Genomic DNA, 18,207 nt, shown 5'->3' with positions numbered 1-18,207 from the left:
CAGAGAGGAGAACAGATGGCTTATTTTTCTAAAATTTATTCTTCAGATCTGCCTCATCGGGCTAAAGCTGTGTATATGTATTTGAAAGACCGGAGTAATACAGACGGACAATGCTATCCTGCGATTGGTACTATCGCAAAGGAATTAAACCTATCACGGAGAACTGTAGAGCGGGCGATTCAGGATCTGGTAAAGGCTGGGCTTATAAAAAAGGAACAGAGGTGGCGTGAAAACGGAGGAAAAAGCAGTCTTTTGTATACGCTGATAGACAGCAGCTAAAAGATACGCCACCAAGGGATCAGTTTGTTTTCTTGGTGGCATATGGGATATGGCAATATGACATATGAAGAGAAGGTATCACTTGAAGAAATATAATAATCAGAGAAAAAATTAGACAGTTATCTATAAAAAAAGAAGGTGAGTGTGAGGTTAATGCGTATCAATTTTTGGTGAATATAAAACAACTTAGGGTAAGAAAAATATTCCCGAATAAAACAATATGTGGTATAATAAAAGACAATGCTATGTGAATAAAAAGGGTGTTGCGATGAATCAATATATTGGACAGCAATTTGCTGCTTTAAGATACGAAAAAAATATTTTGGTTGTTGAAGAAACTACATCTGCTGGTGGATGCGGCTCCTTCAACGCGGCTTCTTCATGTCCTGCGTCAGCCTGTCTTTATGACAGTGCGGCGTGGGGCTTTTTTATTGCCTGAAAGGAGTATGAGAACATGAGTCTGAAATATACCTGCCCCAGCTGTGGAACCCCCTTGGGTTATGAGGGATTGTGTTGGAAATGTAAGTGCGAGCAAGAACGGCAAGCTGCTCTTGCCTGGACGCCGGAACAAATCACGAAGAAACAGAAAAACCTGATCCAGAACATCCAGAGGCTGGCTGATATGGAGGACCCGGAGTTCACCGACTTTTGGCAGTTGCTTGGCTACCATGATGCCATCACCCCGGAGATTCAGCGAGTGGCACTGGCCGCAGAGGTGTTCTGGCCGTGTGAAATCTATTATCACGCTCCCGCCGATGTGCGGGATGGTCTGATCCATGCGCTGTTGTCTGCGGAATATTCCAGCGCGGCTTCCAACCTGATGAGTTGCCTTGCTATGCAGGGAGATGACAAGGCAATGGAGACGCTGCTGGAGCTGGAGCGAAATCCCCGGCCCTGGCGCAAGGGCCTCTATGTGGACCCATCCAGCTATGCGCAGATCGGAGGCTGGACCTTCAACAAGGAGGGCCAGAAAATCCAACTCAACTTCGACACTTGCTATCCTATGGTCAAAGGAACCACCGATGAGAAATCTCCCGTCCGCATTGGCCGGGCAAGGGAGGACACATGCCCCCACTGTGGCGGGCGCATGGTGGACATGCTGGTATTGGACGGCCGGGATGAGCGGCTCCGGTTCCTGGGACTGGACGGCATCTTGACCGCCACCTGCTGCCCCAGCTGTGTGGGATTTCTCAAAGGCCCCGCCTTCAACCGGTTCACCCTGGATGGCGGCGTGGAGGTCTTCCCCTCCGAACTCTTTGACGGGGCGGAGAAGACGGATTGCTATGTCAGTTCCGAGGACTACAAGGCCCTCACGGAAAATCCCTTTGTGCTGGGCGAAGCGCCTGTGCCCCTGTTTTACGGCGCGGCCTGCCAGGATGTGAACACCATCGGCGGCTTTGCCAACTGGGTGCAGGACGCGGAATATACCACCTGCCCCCACTGCGGCAAACCCATGAAGTATCTGGCTCAGATCCAGTGGGATACGGTGTTTGATTGTGCGGAGGGCACGCTCTATGTGGAGTTCTGCTCGGACTGCCAGATCGTATCCATGCAGCACCAGCAGACCTGAGAGGAGACCTTGCCATGAGCTTACCAAAGCGTGACGGCGTACATGACCGCTACTATCTGATCCACAAGCCGGACACCTCCCCGGAGGTGCTGGCAGAGGCGGATCTCTGCATTCAGGATGTGCTGAATGGCACCGCCCGTGAAAATCACTCCGCCTACCCGACCGTAGTGCGAAATCACAACGGGACACCGTTTCTTCCCGATCAACTGCTGGAGCGGTATCTGACCGGTCTGCCGTTGAAGGAATTTCCCTGCGATGTTGCTGTTTCCCTATGCGATGCCATGCGGCGGCTGGTTGGCTGGGAAGAGATCCGCTATACATTGGAGAAGTACATAGAAAAGCAGGTGCAGGAGCGGTTCTTCCTTGTGGGAGAGCGGGATGATGGCTTTACCGTCTTCCCGCCCTGTACAGTACTGCCAGAATTGCATCCGGAGGATGTGGATGAAGGTCTGCTGCGCTTTGCCTGCTATGTGGCGATCTGCCATACGGTGTATGGGCAGAGTTTTGAATCCCTCACCACTGAACACATCCTTGGCCTGGTTTCCCAGATTCGTCCTGACATGGTAAAGGAACTGAAAACCAATGGTAGCGGCAAATTGCCGCCTAATATCCAAAAGCGGAAAACAAAGCACCTGACCGCCTCGGCTAACGACGCTTTCGCCACCATCCGCATTACCGCCAAGGACTGCGGCGAGGGGGCCTGTGAGGAGGCTCTCAGCTATCTGATTGAGATTTTGGAGCAGCCGGAGTTCCCCCGCAGCTACTCCATCGAGTTTCGCGGACCAGAGAAGATCTACCTGCCCATCCCCGGCCTGCCCAAGAAGGGTGTCCATCAGCTTTTTGCCTGTGCGGTGCGGTATCCCCGTCTCCATGTCCGGATGGAGAATTATGCTCGGCTGGCCATGCAGGAGGACGAGTGGTACAACAACCTCTCTGATGAGTCCTGCGCCATGCCTGGCACCTTTGCCGTGTTTGCCCTGGGACTGGAAGGGCCGAAGTGGTGGCGGCTGGTGTGCGATTACCTGGATCGCTGTGATGACGAGCACTCCTCTTTGCAAGAAAAGTTTATTCACACCTTTTTTAAGAAGTACGGGTTTACTGCTCAGTCCCTGCCGGTGCTGGTCCACGGTGTCCAGTCCATGCAGAATCTGAAGCCCGCAAAGGAGTTCCGCACCCTGATCGCCAATGAGGAGAGCCTGGATGCGCTACTGGAGATCAAGGGGCATCTGGAATATTACCTGTCGGAAGAATCCGGCAGCAACAAAAGGGCGCTGGCCTACCTGTGGCGTGATGTGCTCTGGGCCATCTGGGGCACAGCCTCTGAAAACGGCGGCAGCAAGGTCATCAAGACGGCGCCCAAGGAACTGAAAGAGAAATACCAGCAGGTATTTGCGTGAGGAGGAAGTAGAATGAACAGCGAACAGGTCACAGCATTTTTGCAAGAGCATTGGTATATTGCCTCGGTGCTCATCGGGGCCGTGATTTTAATTGGAGCGATCCGCAACTGGAACTGGCTCTGCAATCCCACTGGTACGCGAGATGCCCACCGCCACAGCAGAGGATACCGGCGGGTGGTGTTCTTCCTGCTGGGTGTCCTCCTGATCGTAGTGAGCATCTGGGGATTTGTACTGAAATTGAAATAGGAGGAGAAAGACTATGATGACTGAGAAATATCCCACCTGGCTCACCGGCCATGTGAAAGAGTGGGCGGAGAAGCGTTTGCCCACCGTGACACTCTGTTCCACCACCGGCAATGAACTGCTGGAGGTTTGGTATTACGGAGATCTGCTCACGGTGAAAGGAGAGCCCCAATCCTATATTGTAGATGGCTCTCCGGCTCCCGGACTGGTGGCAGCCCGTGATCCGGAGAGCGGCGAGGAGTTCGTCATCTTTGACGGTGGACGGCATGGCTACGACAATATGTTTTGCGATGAACATAATCCATCTGAATTGGAACACCGTCCCCTCAAGCGGTACGAAATCCCTGCCTCCAAACTGGTGCTGGAGCTGGGTTACAGTATCGACTATGAAGACGAAAAAGAAGACTTCGACCCGGACGAGGCAGATACTGTGGAACTAATCAACGGTGAGCGTATACCTTGGGAGCAGGTCAAGCGGGATGGCATCGACTATATCGCCCTTTACTATGTGAATGAGAAAGGAAAACCCGTCCAGATACTGGACGCGGAATTGGCATGAGTATGGTAATTCAATCCTTTGACAATCTGCACGACAACCGAGTCCTGCGCTACTGCGCTGACTTTGAAGCCCATACCCTGCACATGGATACCCAGACCGAGGCCGGAGAGAAAGTATCCGTTCGCTTCACCGGCCTGCTGGCCCACTGGTTTGAAAATGTGATTCAGGACAACATCCTCTTTGGTATGGAAGAGATTACCGTGGATGGGTTTTTCCAGCAGTACAAAGACCTGCTGGGCGGGACTATCTCTTACGGCTTTCCCGCCTGCTGCAGTATCGAGGAACTGCGGAAGCGCATGGAACGGGAGCACATCCGGGTATTTGTCATCGACTCATCCCTTGGACTGTGCGGATTTGTACTGGCTCAGGAGGTGGAACTGCAATGTCCATAACTGCCTATAAAGTAGAAGCCGTCGGTCATGACCGAACCGGAGAAGACTATGGCTATGTAAATATCATGTACCGCTATGGCAATAAGCAGTCTTGTCCTCGGCCAGATCAATGTGAAAAGCTGGAGGTCATGTGGGCGGATGAGAGCGTCTATGGGCCGCCTGCTCCCGGCAGCAAGGTGGGCGACTTTATAAAGACATGGCTGATGGGCTCCTGGGACTGCGGAGTATTCACCCACCGGGAGATTGCCCAGCGGCTCATGGATACCTTCACCGGTCTGAAGCTCAAGGAACTGGCGTGGTTTGAGAACCCCAGAGAAAAGACTCTGAAAAATGGTAAACCGCGTGCGCGCCGGGCCAAGTGGCTACCGGAGCGAGAGGTCGATCTGGTGTATCTCTACTCCGATTACTATATTGACGCAAGAGAACCTGCTTCTGCCCAAACCGACTTCTTCACCGTCACAAGGATGGACGCCTGGGGCGAGAGCACTTGATTCATGTGTACCCCGGAGGCCGCCGAGAAGCTGATCGCTATGAATTACGACAATCTGGCCGTCAAGGAAACCACCATTGTGGGATAGGAGAAAAATGAATGATGACTTTGGAACAACTGCCCCCCAAGGGCGTAAAGCGAGAACAGGCCATTTTGGAGCTGGGCAAGGATGAAGTAAACGCCGAACTGCTGTTCCAGCTTGTGAATACAGAAAAGGGCAAGTACAAAACGGCTGCTCAGAAGGCCTTGGCGCATCTGGAGTATGCCCCTGCTGCCCCACTGTGGGCCAAGTTGGTCAAGGGTAAATGGATGGGCAGCAATATCATGTCGGATGCCTGTTCCGACTGTGTATCGGAGCAGATCGCCCCAGTTATTCTGAAGACTCTCTCCAAGCTGCTGGACGAGGGGGACACAAAGCCGCTGGATATAGAACAACTGAACTTCTGTTTCCATTTGATGTTGGGGAAAGCCTCGCCTAAAATGCTGGAGGTCTACCGCTTCCTGGCGGAAAACACCCAGCGGATCGCCCAGCTGAAACGCACGCCTGTTTATTCTGATGATGATTGTACCTCCTGGTGGATCACGGACGGGCTTCGCATTTGGGATGCCACACCCAAGGAAAAAGAGAAAATTCCCGCTGTGGTGCTGACCGCCTCCCTGATCCGCAACCCGGATGAGCGACTGCAAGCATTGGCTGATGAGCTGAATGAACGCTACGGCGGCAACTGGCTGATGCCGGTCTTTATGAAGGCGATCATCACCCAGCCCAAGGAGCAGGTGTACGAGACCTATTCGCCCCTTCTGGATACGCCGCAAAAAGGCTATTTGTTCCATGCGCTGGGAATGCTCCATTACCGCTGTTATCCGGAAGGCTGGACCTATGAACGCCTGGGGCCGGATGGAATGATCGCTCTGATTTTCTGGGGGAATTATAGCTATGGAACCTATGACACAAGGTTTATGATTGAACGCTATGTGGATCTGGATGAGCGGTGGCTCTTTGATTTGGCCAAGGACCCGGAGGGCCGCAAACCTACGGTGACATGGCAGACCTACAACCGGAGCGGTGTGCTATATGGAAGCTACGACGAAATGTTCATCAGCCTGCTGCCCCGCAAGGTAGAAAACCCGGAACTGAAGAGCATTCTGCGGGACTACTTCCGTATTCGCAGCGAAAAAGTAAAAGTGGAAGAAAGTATTACTGTTTACAAAGATGCTGCTGAGCGGTTCGGGGATGAATGAGTACAAGACGAGAAAGCGGGTGCCTTATGTACCAAATTGCATATATTGGCCGCTGGGAGACCCTCCCGGAAACGGCTGCCGCCATCTGTGACCATGACACTCCCAAGTTGGAGGCGTTGCTCCAAGGCGGGCTGGATTTGGGTGCTCCTATCCAGCTCAGCGAATACATCAAGCTGATGCCATTGGAAATCGCGGTTTTTCGGAACGATGTGCCTATGATTCACTTCCTGCTGGAGCATGGAGCTGATCCCGGTCTGGCAGAGGAACAGCCCCTGCTGCTCACCGCTGCCCGCTGTTGTGGGCCGGAGGTGGTCACCCTCTTTGCTGGACAGGCCGTAAAACTCAGCCCGAAGCAGAAAGAGCGTGCCTTCCAGGAAGTACGCTGGGGCAAGCGCCCGGAGAATATCCCGGTGCTGGAGCAAGCCGGGATCACAGTGGACAAGTTTGGCGGCGAGGCATTTCGGGCCGCTGTGTCTGATGGAGAGGCCAAACTTGCCAAACTCCTGCTGGAAAAAGGTGCAGACATCAATTACCACAAGCCGGACATGGTGTTCCCTTATGCTTCCACCCCTGTCACCGAGGCCGCCCGCTCCAACGATTTCCCTATGGTGCGCTGGCTCGTGGAACAGGGGGCCGACATCACCATTGCCGACAAATACGGCGACCGGCCTTACACCGTGGCGGTGCAGAACAAAAATCAGGAGCTGGCCGACTACTTAAAAGCCCTGGAACCGGAGGACTGGCACAATGAGCAGGAAAAGATCCGGCAGCTCATGCCCTATAAACTGCCCGCCAAGCTGGTGGAATACTTGAAGACCGGCCCCCTGCGTTTGGAATTCCCGGAGCAGGAGTGGGTGAAATGGGCGGAGCTGTACGCCTACATGGATGTGCAGGAGATGACCTGGAAACGAAAAAGGCTGCTCTCCCTCATGGCGGCCATGGACAATTACAGCGACTACCTGCTGCTGTGGAGCCCCAGGGACAAAAAGCTGTGGTATCTGGACATCGAGCACAAGGAGTTCCATCCCCTGGCCAAATGGGAGGAATTTATCGCTGATCCCGGAAAATATCTCAATGGAATGATCGAGGGCGAGTTTGAGGAATAAGGAGCAAACCGATGACATCAATAGATTTTTTGAACAAAGTACATAAAATCCTGGATTCGCAGGAATACAACCTCTCTTACTCTCCGGCCAAGTCCAAGAATTATATGCTGTACTGCAATGGCAACTTCATCGGTGGCCCGTTCGATGAGGCGCTGTGCTTCGTCTACGCCGACAGTGTGAGTGAACTGCTGGGGCAGCCGGAACCCGTCTACCGCGGCTACTCCAGCACCGCCCAGCACAGGATGCTGGTGATCCCGGAGGAACATTGGGCGAAGGCGCTGAAATTGCTCTATACCGAGAAATTTGACTGGAGCCGGTTGGTGTACGACATCACCTACACCAGCATTGGAGCAGCAGTGGTGGAGGACTTCTACGACGAGAATGTGGTATTCCTGCGCTTCTGCTTTGAAAAGGAGCTGCTGAAAAAGAACCCTCTGGACCGGTATGACCGTATCCTGCGGATGGTCTATCTCAATCAGGACTTGACAAATACCGGTAAGAATTTGTTTCCTGAGTTGCTGGACAAGTTCCTTGCTTTTTATGATCGGAAAGGAAAGACCAGTCTGGAAACCATGCTGAAACGGTGGTACACCCAGCTTGAAAAGGAATACCACAATCATATAGAGGGATGAGGAGAATGATCTATGTTTGAAGAATTTTATGAGATGTACGAGCCCGAGGAGCAGGAAGTGGTCGCTCTGATCAATCGCTGCATCGGGGGCGGATATAACAACAAGGGTGGCTTTTGGCAAATGACCGTTGTGACGCTGGGCATGGTGTTCTGTGACACCGGCAAAGTTACCACCAAAGAGGAGCGGCTGGAGTGGCCAGTCACAGACGAGGAACGAAACAGCGATAAGGGCTGGGAACGCTTTCAAAACGAGCAGATCTGCCGCCTGAAGATCCGCCGGATGAAAGAAGAATGGGCAAAGGATTTGGTGGCGTGGCCCTGGTGTATCTCCCAGGTGGTCAAGGCCCATGAGGACTGCCCGGAACTTCAGACCGTTCTGGACGAGTACCACAAGCCGGTCGTGATCCAGGACCAGGTGCTGGGAGAACTGACACTGGACAAGGACCATGATGTCTTTGAGGGTGAGATCCAGTGGCGCGGAAAGGATGTGCTTCTTTCCCTTGAGGTCAATGCCGAGAGCAAGCCCTCCTGGACCCGCGCCCGCAGTGCCGCCAAGAAGCTGCTGGCCGACTGTGAAACCTGGGACAAGGCCATGCGAGAGCTTGCAGCCAAGAACCTGACCGGGCTGGCCAACAACTGGCTCTCTCAGGATGAGGAAAATCCCCGTGATCCGGAAACAGACCCCATTACGGAGGAAGAACTTGCCCGGCGAATCAGCATGACCAGCCTGTCCGTCACCTCCGGCGGCAGCTTCACCGCTTGGTTTGACTGCGACGAGATGTTCACCGACCATGCAGTGACAGTCTACGGCTCCTTGAAAAAGGGCCTCAAAACTGCCAACATTGAGGGGTAAGGAGGATAATATTATGAAACTGAACTGTAAACGCATTGATTTTACATATACACCCGGCGAGGAAATCTTCAACTTTCCCGAGGAATCGGGACTACCCTTTATCTTCGATGTAGAGGAAGAACTGACCGGCGATCCTGCTGCCATGGATGCGGTGGGAGAAATGCTGGATGAGGCGGAGAAATTGGCGGAGAAGGCCAAAACCGCCATCAAAGCGGCGCTGGCGGACGAGGACAGTCGCTACCATAGCGTTGTGACATTTTTCATGGAGTTCCACCGGGACGATGTAGGCTCAGATATTGCGGCGGAACTTTTTCCGGGAACAGCCCCATCCAAGCTGTCCTTTGCCGAGATGGTGGACTTTTTGAAACTCAAGCGGTTTGGTAGTCTGGTGGATGACGAAATGGATCAACAAGTGTTCATCATGGATCTGTCCTTCAACCCGGAGATCACAGACGAGCTGCTGGTAATCTACTTTGATTTGAACAAGGATATTTTCTGTATTACACATGAGAGCTGAGGAACGAAAAAGAGAAAAATATCTGCCCACACTTCTGATCCAGCAGATCCGCCTGCAATGGTATAAAGACTGCCGGGGAGGAAACGCCGCCGCACAGCGAAACCAGTATCCCAGAGCGATGCGGCTGCCGAAAGACTTCTTCTCTTATTATTCCTTTGGCCTGCCTACACACTTTGTATCTATCCTACAGAGGCCCGATGGATTTCAGATCAATAAGGACTGTCGCAGGCTGATGGAATGGAAGCTTAATGGCACAATGCGGGTTCACTCTTTTGAACTGATTCAGCAGGAGTCCGGAATCCAGGTGCGTTACCGCTATGATTGGCATATTGGTGCGATGCCGGAGCGATATACCTATGATAAGACCGGGCAAAAACAGCCCCTCAATGAGCTGGCACTGGATTTGATTCCTGGTGATTATGGTCGGGCTATCTGCAATGGGAGGTTTCGAGACTGGGACACAGGGATCTGGTATTATGTGCTGGACATTTTGAATGTGATGCCGCTTACAGAACCCACCGACGCATTGACCAGTTTTATGGACAGAGAACCGAATATGATATATACCCAGATCGACCGGCTGTGGTGATGAAAAACAGGAGGATAACCACATGATTTCCACAAAAGATTTATCTGGCCTTCCCAATGCGGAGCGCCTGAAAAACTTCTGCAAAGGGCTGGCGGCTTTGGACATCATCATGGTGGAGGAGGAATGGAGCTTCATCCGCCACTATACATACAACCCCGCATGGCGAAAAGGCAAGGAGGCATTCTTTGCCACCGATGGTAGCGACCAGAGTATGATTGTCCTATTCGCGCCCGAAGGCTGCGTGATTAACGGCGTGGATTCTGAACTCTACGACTGGGAGGAAAAACTTCCCCGTATCGAAGACCTGACAGATGGGATGCCCCCTGCTTTGCAAAAACTCATGAGCAGCCGTGAAGTCAAAAAGATGAAAAGCACCTTCTGCGTCTGGACGGAAGATGGCACCACCTGGAACTGCAATCCCATGGACGGCGAGGATGCATCCAAGGATTTGCTCCCCACGATTGATGGCAATCCACAGACCTATGTGAAGTATGGAAAGTGGTTTTACCCAGCAGACCTGCCTTTGGAGGCTGTGCGCCAGCTTGCTGATGGGGGGCCGGTAACAAAAGAACTGGTCGCTGCACTGAACCCCAAGCGCAATGAATGGGAAGAAATCAAGGCGGGCCTGGACAAGATCGGGTATCCAAATGAACTTTGATTCGCAGCAGACAGGAGGTGAATTGAATGATCAAAGAACGCATCCCTATCTCTGGCGACCTGGGCAGCAAGGTCAAGCAGCTGATGGAGTACGCCGGATGGCAGGAAGGCCGCAGTGTGGATATTTCCATTGCGGAGAAGTATTACGCCGATCATGGCGTCCCGATGATGAAGACCACCCAGCGGTTTTACCGCAAATATTTCGGCCTGTGCTACGAGTGGTACCTGGCGCAGAAAAAGCTGAAATGGGCGGCTGACTTTGAGTTTGCTCTGTTCCCTTACCTGGTCAACGGAATTAAAAACCATTTGGAGGACGCCTATTTCCGGGATATGTCCGGCTGTGAGCTGGCGGAGATCGAGCAGGCAGCTGGTCAGAAGTGCCAGCCCATCGGTCACATCGGCTACTACTACCCGGCAGAGGTTTGGATCTCGGAGTATGGGAAACTGTATGCGAAATATGAGTACCAGGATGAGATTGAGTGCTTTCCAGATGTGTTTGCCCTGATCGAACGGGAACTGCGGCAGTGCAAATTTGATTCCGCTGCCATGAAAACTGTGGAGGCACTGGACGAAAAACTATGAAACAGGACTTTACGATTTGGCGCAATCAAATATTGCAGAATCCACGGGACATTTTACCGCTGAAATTCGGAATGTCGCAGGATGAGGTCATAGAAATCTTCGGGAATCCCGATGCCGTTTCCACCATGAGAAGCGACGGGAAACCTTTGATTCTCAAATATTGTGACATTGAACTGCATTTCGATAGAAAGGACCCTCATGAACTCTACTTAGTTTACAGCGACGATGAGATTGAGTTGAGCATCACAGCCGAGCACGGAGAAATGCTCCAACCGCTCACCAACACAGAGCCGGTGGACAACGAATTTTTCCTTCGGGATGGAGCGGTCTATTTCTCCGGTCTATATGAAAACGGCTTGTTGAAGGGTATTGCGCCCAAAGACTTCTGCTGTTGGCATTACTGGGGAAAATCCTCTACGGCCTGCTTTCTCAGCGGGATTCGCCTGCGTGGAGCAGACCCGGCGTCGTTTCGGGTGTTAAACTATGCCTACGCGATGGATAAAACAGCTGTCTACACCACCAGCGGGAGAATACCAGATGTAGAGCTGGCAGCCTTCCAGGTATTAGACAACGGCCAGAACGATTCGGGTGCGCCCCAGGGATATGCAAAGGACAGCCGACAGGTCTACTTCCACAACGGAGACGGCAAGGTGAAGATCATCAAGGGCGCGGAAGTTTCCTCTTTCCGCTCGTTGGGTGATACCTATTTTGCCAGAGATGAGAAGCGGATCTATGCCTACGGCAAACAGCTTCCAAAAGCAGAGCTGACTTCCTGGGAGCTGCTTGGGCACTGGTATTCCCGCGATGCCAAGCGGGTGTACTACCTCAACCGGGAGATCAAGGGGGCGGATCGGGACAGTTTCACAGTCTGCACTCCTGTGGATGCGGCTCCGCTTGCCGATCATCTGGCCCGCGACAAAGACCATTTTTACCAAAATGATGAGATAATGGAAGAAACGCTGTGGCTGGAACAGCTTCGCAAAATGACCCAAGAACCGTAAACGGAGGAAAACGGCTATGGACTATTTGAAGATATTACATGAAAACCCTGATTTGGCGGATGAATTTGATTCGCTGTTTGACTTCTTCCTGCTGGATGAGTTATCCCCGCGGGATGACGCAGAAGGCCGATGCACCTTTTCCCTGCCCGGCATGGCCTTTGCCAGAGATGGCTCCGGCGGAGAATACCACCTGTTGGAAGATGGCTCCATTGGATATTACAGCAGCGAAGGGGAGGCAGGCCGTCTGGCCGAGAGCATGGACGACCTCTTTTCCCTGCTTGTGAGCTGTATCTGCTGGCACGACTGCTGTGACACAAAGCAGTATGTAGATTCCAAAACATTGGAGGAGTATGGGCAGAGACAGCGCAACTGTAACTTGGAAGATATGGATATGGACAGCTTGCAACAGGTGTCTGATGCCCTCGGCATCCCTAACGGTGAGCCGCTGGCTCCGGTTCTGGAGCGGTTCCGCAAAGCAACCCAGCGTGAGCCTCTGTATCAGTGTATATTTCACGAGGACGACGGAAGCCTGACCGAATCATACGGTTTGATGTTTGAATGAGAAAGGAGAAATCACGATGAAAGCATTTGACCCCAATTACAAACTGCTGGACGAGATGTATCAGGACAATTACTATCCTGCTTTTTTGGTAGACAAGGTAAAGGACGAGCTTCAGAAGGTCATCGACCTGCTGGAAAGCGGCGAAACCGACACCGAAGTGGTGCAGGAAACACTGGACGAGGCGGTCTGCGGCATCAATGATCTCCAGGAGGAGTTTGACGAGCACGACAGCGAGATCGAAACGGTGGCACGGGAATGTATCGCGGCAACCGTGGCCTACATTCTGGAGTGGTTTGGCATCCCTATTGACACCGAGGAGGCCATCCGGGAACGGGACTGGTGAGCCCTATGGCAGAAAAAGAACTGGCCCTTAGTGATGAGTGCGGCAGCCTGTTTTTCAAAGGCTCCTCACAGATGATGGGGCTGTGCCCGGAATGTGCCCATATTCTCTATGGCTACCCGAATTGTGGCCATCATTTTCAGGATGGCCGGTGTGTGAACTGCTACTGGGATGGCTCAAAGAGTCTGTACATCAAGAAACAGAATCAACAGGAGGAAACTGATATGCCTATAACTGAATGGCTGAACAAATACGAAGCAATCAAGGATAAACTGACCTGTAAAGATGACTTGGAGGCCCATTTCACAGAGAAAGTGATTGGGAACATGGCGGTGGATGTACTGGACATCGGCGCCGTCCATTTCCCCACCGGGCAGATCTTCGCCTGTGATCCGCTGGTGGAACTGGAGGACACTCTGCCGTTCCTTCAAACGATCCCCGCCGGAACTTATCCCGTGAAAATCTGCGTGGTACCCAGCGAACAATACGGCGACCGCTACGCCTGCGTCAAGGTGGAGGTTTCTCAGAAGAAGCCTGTCCGCTATGAGCTGGGCATGGTGGGCAACGAGGAGTTGGACACGGCGCTGGGAGATGACGACTACTTCGGTTTCGGCGTGGATGCCGGGATGGGGTGTATTGCGGACATCCAGACCCAGGCGGCCTTCAAGACATACTGGGCCAAGCGGCTGGAGGTGGACCCGGACATCGACCCCTACAACGACTTGTTCTGTGACTTACTGGAGGAAAACGCCCAAGCCCACCCAAAATATCAGGGGGACTACGGCGACTGGCTCAACTGGACGGTGCCGGACACGGACTGCAACCTGCCCATCTTCGCTTCCGGCTGGGGTGACGGTTACTATCCCGTCTACTTCGGCTATGACGCCAAGGGCGAAGTCTGCGCCGTGTATGTGCGCTTCATCGACATTGAAGCCAGTTACAAAGAGCAGGAATAAGGAGGCACGCTATGGAATTACCAAAACGGGCGCGGACAGCGGACTGGGAAAACGGTGTCCTGACCTTAGACGGAGAAAAGAAATTTGAAATTCCGGAGCTGACCATGGAACTCATGGAGCGGCTGGCCGGTTACAGCCTGGTGGGATTCCATGTGAAAGATTATCCGGCGACGGATGAACTGCTTGCCCCCTTTGCCGGGCACAAAAGCATGGTGAATTTCGGTGTGGAGGACGGCGCGCTCACTGACGCCTGTTTCCCCGTCTTTTCCGCTATGCCAAAGCTACGCTATCTGCTGTTGGACGGCAATTCCGCCATTCACGGCAGGGGCCTGTCCGCCTTGCAAGGCTGCAAGCTGGATCTTTTGACCCTTAACCGCACCGGGCTGGATGATGCCGGTCTGCTCCAGGCAGCCTCCATCTCCAAACTCTCCCACATCCAGATTGACCATACCGCTGTGACATACGAGGGCCTGCTGGCCATCGCCGGCAACAACTATATCAAGCCGGTGGCCCATGTGCAATTTGCCAAGGAGCAGATGGAACACTTCTCCCGGCTCCAGCGGGAAAAGGCCAAAAAGCCCGTCCAGCTGGATGAACAGGCGGCGGCGGAATGTCGCAGAATCTTGTCCGCTTTTTTTGCCGAAATGACAGAATGGGAGCAGTATATGGAGCAGGCCGGGTTTGAAGATGCTGAGGCGGTGCCCCGCCTGCTGGCGATCTGGGAGAAGTATGTGAACGAAAAGCCCCGTCCGGGCTATCGACCTCTGGGCCTCTCATACAGCGCCCAGGGCACCTACAACGGGGAAGAATTCCTTGACGCAGAGCAGATCACCAAAAACAAGCTCTACATCTACACCAGGGAGAAAAACATCGGCTTTGACCGCCGCTTTCTTATGAAGCGTGTGGGCGAAGGCTGGAAGATTGATGCGGTGCAGGAGCGGCTGAACGGCTGGCAGCGCACGGAATTGTGAGGCATCACATGGCTTGGGAATATGAAACCTTTGGCCCGGACGGTCAATGCAAATTGTTCGGTGTGAACATCTTTGACTACGACTGGCAAACCACCGGCAAGCGGGTAAAAATCAAAGACCCCATCTATCACCAAGACCATACCTTCGAGGTCTGGCAGGTAGAGATTGATGGGCAGATCCACCGCTTTGCTGCTGGAGAGTTCTCCAACTGCGTATGGGGATTTTATTTAGAGAAAGACGGATGAAAGGAGTGTGTGGGCGCATGAGCCGAATCGTCGATAAACCCTACTTTACATACAGTGCATACAACGCCCTGACCTCCGGCATTCAGGTGAAATGCCCCAAGTGCCACGGCGCGGGTGTGGTGACAGCGGATGAGGATAACGCCTATTTCCGCTGTTTGAGTTGCGGCCATCAGGAGACCCGTGACCGGACGATTTACCGCTACGATGTCCATAACCAGTGCAAAAACTGCGGCAGGTACTACCGGGTGGATATTGAAGATGAGGAAAGGAAGCACTTTTCCGTTCTCCATGTGGCCTGTCCCTATTGTGGAACAACCATGTCGGGAGAAGTTCATAAAACAGCAGAGGCTTTCTCCTATATTGCTGATATTCAGGACGGACGAGAACCTTATTTCGGCCTGGAACTTTGGTTTTTGACCTCCTTCCAGGGTAAGCCAGTCTGGGCCCTCAACCGGGAGCACCTTGCCTATCTGATCAACTATCTCAGTGCCGATTTGCGGGAAAAGCCGATGGGAAGAGCGAAAATGACCCAGGCTGACCATCTCCCCACCTTCATGAAAACCGCAAAGAACCGGGAGCGGATCGTGAAACTGCTGAAGAAGTTACAGGAGGGATGAGGATGGAGCAGAAAGTAATTTACAACGGCCAAATTCTTACTCTGACTCGGTTTTGGGCAACAGGAGAGCCTTGCCTGTGGATCACCGACCCACAGCAGATCGGAATGCCTAAAATGGAATTTGTGGGAGGCCACCCGGACGAATACTGCATTTTCCTGAAGAATCTGACTGAAACAGAACTGTCACAGATCACATCTCTGGACGGCGCTCCACTGGATGTGAAAGAAGAACGAAACGACATCGAATGAGGAGAACACTATGAAAGACCTTTGCCAATACGGAAACCGACCGGAGGACGAATGGGAAATCTTGCCATGGATACCTGATCCGCGCCCGCCCTTCAAAATTTGGGCGAAGCTGGAGCAGATCGCGCCATTCTTTCTCATCCCCCACCACCCCTATGCGATCTCCCTTCTGCTGAAAATCAGTGACGGGTTCCGGACAGAGGAATTCCGACGGCTGGGACTGATTGGCAACAGCGAGGACTGGGAGCGGCTTGCCCGGGGCGTGATCCAGGAGTTCGAGGAAAATAACAGCGGCGTGGATCTGTTTCACTTCGACTCCGACGAAGATGTGTTCTGCGTATACTCCCAATACATCGATGACCTGATGCTGTTGTCCAAAATGATCCGAGCGGCCTGTGACAATGAAAAAACGATGCGGACTTATCTGGGCAAAGGAGAGGTGGAACATGAGAAATAAGGAGCAGGAGTTCGTATGGCAAAAAGTAATAGAAGCCTGCATGGAGACTGTGAAACACCACTTCGATGACATCCAGCAGGCCATTGAGTTTGGCTGCTACATCCAGCCGGACAACTACTTTGTGTCCTACATCTTTGCCACCGATGCACAATTAGAGACGGCGCGGCGGAGCGGCCTGACGGAACAGATCAATTCCTATCACAGAGGGAAGCTGATAAAGCGTCATTACCCCATTGAGGGAATCAAGGACTGCACCTTTGCCTCCCAGGAGGAATGTGACCGGGAATTTGGCGGGAATTGGTATTATTATTTCAAATGATACGATGAGGGAATCGAGATGATCGAGTACATCAAACTTTTTTGGGAGGGCGCACCGGAGGGAGAACCATTGGTGATCCTCTATGAAGTGGATACCGGAAATGAGCGGCTGGCCCTCCGCTCCATTGACATCTTTAGGGACGGCTGCACCCGCAACATACCCGACCTTTACGATGGAGCTATTGAAATCACGCCCGTCCCCACTGTGGAGGAACTGAACGCCCATGTCTGGGGCGAGGAATTCCACGCCTGCGTCATAGAGAAAGCGGAATTTGAGGCCATCTGGGAAAGCCACACCTATGATGGAGCGTTAAAAGAATCAGGAGGGTTCTGATGAAACAGACAGATATTTATACCGAAGCTCTGACCTGTCTGCGCTCCATCCTTCTGGCAGACCATCCAGAATTTCAAAACTGGATTGACTGGCTGGAGAGGGATATTCAGGACTGGATCCAGCGCCATGAGGTTGCCCACCATCTTCGGGCATACGGCGGCATGGGCTCGTTCAATGACCTGCCCAGTATGCGTGGAAATCATGACTATATTTTCGGCTTTCTCAAGTCCGTGTGCTATGCCTTCGGCCATCTTTATGGCAAACGGGAAGGCATTTCTCCGGAGGCACTGATGGAGGAGTGTCTGCACGATGTAGAGGAGGCAGCCTATCACCCCCATAAGCCACTGAACCAAGCCATTGCCCAGCACTTGATGCAGGGCGATTTACAGGAAAACCTGGATGCTCTGTGAGGGAAATACAATGCATGACATGAATTTGGAAAAAAACCGCAGTAAAATTCAAACTGCTTATAAAGTAAGCCCCTTCACAAAGGGTACCTGCCCAGAACCGGAGGATGCTGTGAAACGATTTGAAAGCAGGTATACTCCCATCCCCGCAGAGTACCGCTGGCTACTTTTGAACTTCGGCGGCTGCTATTTGGCAGAGCCGTGGATTTTCACACTGAAAGAGTTGGAAAAAGCCTACCCGATTTTTCAAGAGGCTTATGAGGATTACATGAGCGAATATGACCACGGTCCCGCCTTTCCAATCGGAGGATTGGGTGACGGGAGTATCGTATTTATCGACTTGGAGAGCGGCAGAGTCCGGGGCTGTAACTGTGACTATGCCGATCTGAAGGAGATTGCCGAGAATTTTTCCAGCCTGCTCCTGGACCTTGTGGAACAGGCATTGGAACTGGGAAAACTGTGCAGAGAATTGTGAGGTAAGCGTATGGCAAAGGACATCAGGGAGTGCCTGCTAGAGCAGGCAAGAAAATTTCATCAGTGGCAGGAAATCACTTATCCCGGAAAAAACACCGAGGAGATTGGCGGTGAGTGGGAGGTCGATTACCCTGCATGGAATGATATTTTTGATGCCTTTTGCCATGTGCTGA

General features: G+C 52.6%; 29 protein-coding genes. All 29 read left to right on the top strand.

Annotated elements, in window-relative coordinates; genetic code table 11:
- The first annotated feature begins 15 nt into the window (after window positions 1-15).
- On the top strand, window positions 16-279 hold the full coding sequence (locus CLOL250_RS02175; RefSeq protein ID WP_002593789.1) for a helix-turn-helix domain-containing protein: 264 nt from the start codon (window positions 16-18) through the stop codon (window positions 277-279).
- Between the two features lie 247 nt (window positions 280-526).
- Entirely contained in the window at window positions 527-718 is a 192-nt protein-coding gene (locus CLOL250_RS02170) for a hypothetical protein (protein ID WP_147366154.1), read from the top strand.
- 15 nt (window positions 719-733) lie between these two features.
- Window positions 734-1,849, top strand: coding sequence for a hypothetical protein (locus tag CLOL250_RS02165; protein ID WP_002593788.1), 1,116 nt, complete (start codon window positions 734-736; stop codon window positions 1,847-1,849).
- A 14-nt stretch (window positions 1,850-1,863) separates the two neighbouring features.
- Window positions 1,864-3,246 carry a DUF6138 family protein gene (locus CLOL250_RS02160; protein ID WP_002593787.1) on the top strand — a complete coding sequence of 461 codons (1,383 nt, stop codon included), beginning with the start codon at window positions 1,864-1,866 and terminating at the stop codon, window positions 3,244-3,246.
- Between the two features lie 12 nt (window positions 3,247-3,258).
- Window positions 3,259-3,492, top strand: a complete 234-nt coding sequence (locus CLOL250_RS02155) for an immunity 17 family protein (RefSeq protein ID WP_002593786.1) — start codon at window positions 3,259-3,261, stop codon at window positions 3,490-3,492.
- 13 nt (window positions 3,493-3,505) lie between these two features.
- Complete coding sequence (locus tag CLOL250_RS02150; RefSeq protein ID WP_002593785.1) at window positions 3,506-4,048, top strand: hypothetical protein; 543 nt, start codon at window positions 3,506-3,508, stop codon at window positions 4,046-4,048.
- A complete protein-coding gene (locus CLOL250_RS02145; protein ID WP_002593784.1) occupies window positions 4,045-4,440 on the top strand; it encodes a hypothetical protein in 396 nt (131 codons plus the stop codon). Before CLOL250_RS02150 ends, CLOL250_RS02145 begins: the two co-directional genes overlap by 4 nt.
- Complete coding sequence (locus CLOL250_RS02140; RefSeq protein WP_002593783.1) at window positions 4,431-4,931, top strand: hypothetical protein; 501 nt, start codon at window positions 4,431-4,433, stop codon at window positions 4,929-4,931. Before CLOL250_RS02145 ends, CLOL250_RS02140 begins: the two co-directional genes overlap by 10 nt.
- 98 nt (window positions 4,932-5,029) lie before the next feature.
- The gene (locus CLOL250_RS02135; RefSeq protein ID WP_008400361.1) at window positions 5,030-6,172 is read left to right on the top strand and encodes a hypothetical protein; all 1,143 of its coding nucleotides are present in this window, start codon (window positions 5,030-5,032) and stop codon (window positions 6,170-6,172) included.
- Between the two features lie 26 nt (window positions 6,173-6,198).
- Window positions 6,199-7,278 carry an ankyrin repeat domain-containing protein gene (locus CLOL250_RS02130; RefSeq protein WP_038292377.1) on the top strand — a complete coding sequence of 360 codons (1,080 nt, stop codon included), beginning with the start codon at window positions 6,199-6,201 and terminating at the stop codon, window positions 7,276-7,278.
- A gap of 11 nt (window positions 7,279-7,289) precedes the next feature.
- Window positions 7,290-7,910, top strand: a complete 621-nt coding sequence (locus CLOL250_RS02125; protein WP_002593780.1) for a hypothetical protein — start codon at window positions 7,290-7,292, stop codon at window positions 7,908-7,910.
- Between the two features lie 12 nt (window positions 7,911-7,922).
- Window positions 7,923-8,762, top strand: coding sequence for a DUF2262 domain-containing protein (locus CLOL250_RS02120; RefSeq protein ID WP_002593779.1), 840 nt, complete (start codon window positions 7,923-7,925; stop codon window positions 8,760-8,762).
- Window positions 8,763-8,775: 13 nt separating this feature from the next.
- Window positions 8,776-9,279 carry a DUF2004 domain-containing protein gene (locus CLOL250_RS02115; protein ID WP_002593778.1) on the top strand — a complete coding sequence of 168 codons (504 nt, stop codon included), beginning with the start codon at window positions 8,776-8,778 and terminating at the stop codon, window positions 9,277-9,279.
- Window positions 9,269-9,868, top strand: a complete 600-nt coding sequence (locus CLOL250_RS02110) for a hypothetical protein (protein WP_002593777.1) — start codon at window positions 9,269-9,271, stop codon at window positions 9,866-9,868. The genes CLOL250_RS02115 and CLOL250_RS02110 overlap by 11 nt, the downstream gene beginning before the upstream one ends.
- Window positions 9,869-9,890: 22 nt before the next feature.
- A complete protein-coding gene (locus CLOL250_RS02105; RefSeq protein WP_002593776.1) occupies window positions 9,891-10,526 on the top strand; it encodes a hypothetical protein in 636 nt (211 codons plus the stop codon).
- 26 nt (window positions 10,527-10,552) lie between these two features.
- Entirely contained in the window at window positions 10,553-11,107 is a 555-nt protein-coding gene (locus CLOL250_RS02100; RefSeq protein WP_002593775.1) for an SUKH-3 domain-containing protein, read from the top strand.
- The gene (locus CLOL250_RS02095; protein ID WP_002593774.1) at window positions 11,104-12,108 is read left to right on the top strand and encodes a DKNYY domain-containing protein; all 1,005 of its coding nucleotides are present in this window, start codon (window positions 11,104-11,106) and stop codon (window positions 12,106-12,108) included. Before CLOL250_RS02100 ends, CLOL250_RS02095 begins: the two co-directional genes overlap by 4 nt.
- Before the next feature lie 16 nt (window positions 12,109-12,124).
- Window positions 12,125-12,670 carry a hypothetical protein gene (locus CLOL250_RS02090; protein ID WP_008400358.1) on the top strand — a complete coding sequence of 182 codons (546 nt, stop codon included), beginning with the start codon at window positions 12,125-12,127 and terminating at the stop codon, window positions 12,668-12,670.
- Window positions 12,671-12,686: 16 nt separating this feature from the next.
- Window positions 12,687-13,013 carry a DUF5713 family protein gene (locus CLOL250_RS02085; RefSeq protein ID WP_002593772.1) on the top strand — a complete coding sequence of 109 codons (327 nt, stop codon included), beginning with the start codon at window positions 12,687-12,689 and terminating at the stop codon, window positions 13,011-13,013.
- 5 nt (window positions 13,014-13,018) lie between these two features.
- On the top strand, window positions 13,019-13,966 hold the full coding sequence (locus CLOL250_RS02080) for a DUF4241 domain-containing protein (protein WP_002593771.1): 948 nt from the start codon (window positions 13,019-13,021) through the stop codon (window positions 13,964-13,966).
- A gap of 11 nt (window positions 13,967-13,977) precedes the next feature.
- The gene (locus CLOL250_RS02075) at window positions 13,978-14,937 is read left to right on the top strand and encodes an NTF2 fold immunity protein (protein WP_002593770.1); all 960 of its coding nucleotides are present in this window, start codon (window positions 13,978-13,980) and stop codon (window positions 14,935-14,937) included.
- Between the two features lie 8 nt (window positions 14,938-14,945).
- Window positions 14,946-15,182: a hypothetical protein gene (locus tag CLOL250_RS02070; protein WP_002576922.1), complete on the top strand. Its 237-nt coding sequence runs from the start codon at window positions 14,946-14,948 to the stop codon at window positions 15,180-15,182.
- Window positions 15,179-15,799, top strand: a complete 621-nt coding sequence (locus tag CLOL250_RS02065; protein WP_274922224.1) for a hypothetical protein — start codon at window positions 15,179-15,181, stop codon at window positions 15,797-15,799. The genes CLOL250_RS02070 and CLOL250_RS02065 overlap by 4 nt, the downstream gene beginning before the upstream one ends.
- A 2-nt stretch (window positions 15,800-15,801) precedes the next feature.
- A complete protein-coding gene (locus CLOL250_RS02060) occupies window positions 15,802-16,047 on the top strand; it encodes a hypothetical protein (RefSeq protein WP_002569132.1) in 246 nt (81 codons plus the stop codon).
- Between the two features lie 10 nt (window positions 16,048-16,057).
- The gene (locus tag CLOL250_RS02055) at window positions 16,058-16,501 is read left to right on the top strand and encodes an Imm51 family immunity protein (RefSeq protein ID WP_002593768.1); all 444 of its coding nucleotides are present in this window, start codon (window positions 16,058-16,060) and stop codon (window positions 16,499-16,501) included.
- On the top strand, window positions 16,491-16,820 hold the full coding sequence (locus CLOL250_RS02050; RefSeq protein ID WP_008400353.1) for a hypothetical protein: 330 nt from the start codon (window positions 16,491-16,493) through the stop codon (window positions 16,818-16,820). The genes CLOL250_RS02055 and CLOL250_RS02050 overlap by 11 nt, the downstream gene beginning before the upstream one ends.
- Window positions 16,821-16,838: 18 nt before the next feature.
- Entirely contained in the window at window positions 16,839-17,153 is a 315-nt protein-coding gene (locus CLOL250_RS02045; RefSeq protein ID WP_002593766.1) for a DUF6881 domain-containing protein, read from the top strand.
- Entirely contained in the window at window positions 17,153-17,563 is a 411-nt protein-coding gene (locus tag CLOL250_RS02040) for a DUF6966 domain-containing protein (RefSeq protein WP_002593765.1), read from the top strand. Before CLOL250_RS02045 ends, CLOL250_RS02040 begins: the two co-directional genes overlap by 1 nt.
- 10 nt (window positions 17,564-17,573) lie before the next feature.
- Window positions 17,574-18,035, top strand: a complete 462-nt coding sequence (locus tag CLOL250_RS02035; RefSeq protein ID WP_338093003.1) for an SMI1/KNR4 family protein — start codon at window positions 17,574-17,576, stop codon at window positions 18,033-18,035.
- Window positions 18,036-18,207: the final 172 nt, after the last annotated feature.

The organism is Clostridium sp. L2-50, assembly GCF_000154245.1.
GTDB lineage: Bacteria > Bacillota > Clostridia > Lachnospirales > Lachnospiraceae > Coprococcus.
Note: the sequence above shows the minus strand (reverse complement) of the source record. Positions and strands in the feature narration are given on the sequence as shown.

Excerpts from the sequence above, each read along its gene's own strand:
- CLOL250_RS02175 (WP_002593789.1), top strand. The coding sequence starts at position 16 with ATGGCTTATTTTTCTAAAATTTATTCTTCAGATCTGCCTCATCGGGCT.
- CLOL250_RS02165 (WP_002593788.1), top strand. The coding sequence starts at position 734 with ATGAGTCTGAAATATACCTGCCCCAGCTGTGGAACCCCCTTGGGTTAT.
- CLOL250_RS02160 (WP_002593787.1), top strand. The coding sequence starts at position 1,864 with ATGAGCTTACCAAAGCGTGACGGCGTACATGACCGCTACTATCTGATC.
- CLOL250_RS02155 (WP_002593786.1), top strand. The coding sequence starts at position 3,259 with ATGAACAGCGAACAGGTCACAGCATTTTTGCAAGAGCATTGGTATATT.
- CLOL250_RS02150 (WP_002593785.1), top strand. The coding sequence starts at position 3,506 with ATGATGACTGAGAAATATCCCACCTGGCTCACCGGCCATGTGAAAGAG.
- CLOL250_RS02145 (WP_002593784.1), top strand. The coding sequence starts at position 4,045 with ATGAGTATGGTAATTCAATCCTTTGACAATCTGCACGACAACCGAGTC.
- CLOL250_RS02140 (WP_002593783.1), top strand. The coding sequence starts at position 4,431 with ATGTCCATAACTGCCTATAAAGTAGAAGCCGTCGGTCATGACCGAACC.
- CLOL250_RS02135 (WP_008400361.1), top strand. The coding sequence starts at position 5,030 with ATGATGACTTTGGAACAACTGCCCCCCAAGGGCGTAAAGCGAGAACAG.
- CLOL250_RS02130 (WP_038292377.1), top strand. The coding sequence starts at position 6,199 with ATGTACCAAATTGCATATATTGGCCGCTGGGAGACCCTCCCGGAAACG.
- CLOL250_RS02125 (WP_002593780.1), top strand. The coding sequence starts at position 7,290 with ATGACATCAATAGATTTTTTGAACAAAGTACATAAAATCCTGGATTCG.
- CLOL250_RS02120 (WP_002593779.1), top strand. The coding sequence starts at position 7,923 with ATGTTTGAAGAATTTTATGAGATGTACGAGCCCGAGGAGCAGGAAGTG.
- CLOL250_RS02115 (WP_002593778.1), top strand. The coding sequence starts at position 8,776 with ATGAAACTGAACTGTAAACGCATTGATTTTACATATACACCCGGCGAG.
- CLOL250_RS02110 (WP_002593777.1), top strand. The coding sequence starts at position 9,269 with ATGAGAGCTGAGGAACGAAAAAGAGAAAAATATCTGCCCACACTTCTG.
- CLOL250_RS02105 (WP_002593776.1), top strand. The coding sequence starts at position 9,891 with ATGATTTCCACAAAAGATTTATCTGGCCTTCCCAATGCGGAGCGCCTG.
- CLOL250_RS02100 (WP_002593775.1), top strand. The coding sequence starts at position 10,553 with ATGATCAAAGAACGCATCCCTATCTCTGGCGACCTGGGCAGCAAGGTC.
- CLOL250_RS02095 (WP_002593774.1), top strand. The coding sequence starts at position 11,104 with ATGAAACAGGACTTTACGATTTGGCGCAATCAAATATTGCAGAATCCA.
- CLOL250_RS02090 (WP_008400358.1), top strand. The coding sequence starts at position 12,125 with ATGGACTATTTGAAGATATTACATGAAAACCCTGATTTGGCGGATGAA.
- CLOL250_RS02085 (WP_002593772.1), top strand. The coding sequence starts at position 12,687 with ATGAAAGCATTTGACCCCAATTACAAACTGCTGGACGAGATGTATCAG.
- CLOL250_RS02080 (WP_002593771.1), top strand. The coding sequence starts at position 13,019 with ATGGCAGAAAAAGAACTGGCCCTTAGTGATGAGTGCGGCAGCCTGTTT.
- CLOL250_RS02075 (WP_002593770.1), top strand. The coding sequence starts at position 13,978 with ATGGAATTACCAAAACGGGCGCGGACAGCGGACTGGGAAAACGGTGTC.
- CLOL250_RS02070 (WP_002576922.1), top strand. The coding sequence starts at position 14,946 with ATGGCTTGGGAATATGAAACCTTTGGCCCGGACGGTCAATGCAAATTG.
- CLOL250_RS02065 (WP_274922224.1), top strand. The coding sequence starts at position 15,179 with ATGAAAGGAGTGTGTGGGCGCATGAGCCGAATCGTCGATAAACCCTAC.
- CLOL250_RS02060 (WP_002569132.1), top strand. The coding sequence starts at position 15,802 with ATGGAGCAGAAAGTAATTTACAACGGCCAAATTCTTACTCTGACTCGG.
- CLOL250_RS02055 (WP_002593768.1), top strand. The coding sequence starts at position 16,058 with ATGAAAGACCTTTGCCAATACGGAAACCGACCGGAGGACGAATGGGAA.
- CLOL250_RS02050 (WP_008400353.1), top strand. The coding sequence starts at position 16,491 with ATGAGAAATAAGGAGCAGGAGTTCGTATGGCAAAAAGTAATAGAAGCC.
- CLOL250_RS02045 (WP_002593766.1), top strand. The coding sequence starts at position 16,839 with ATGATCGAGTACATCAAACTTTTTTGGGAGGGCGCACCGGAGGGAGAA.
- CLOL250_RS02040 (WP_002593765.1), top strand. The coding sequence starts at position 17,153 with ATGAAACAGACAGATATTTATACCGAAGCTCTGACCTGTCTGCGCTCC.
- CLOL250_RS02035 (WP_338093003.1), top strand. The coding sequence starts at position 17,574 with ATGCATGACATGAATTTGGAAAAAAACCGCAGTAAAATTCAAACTGCT.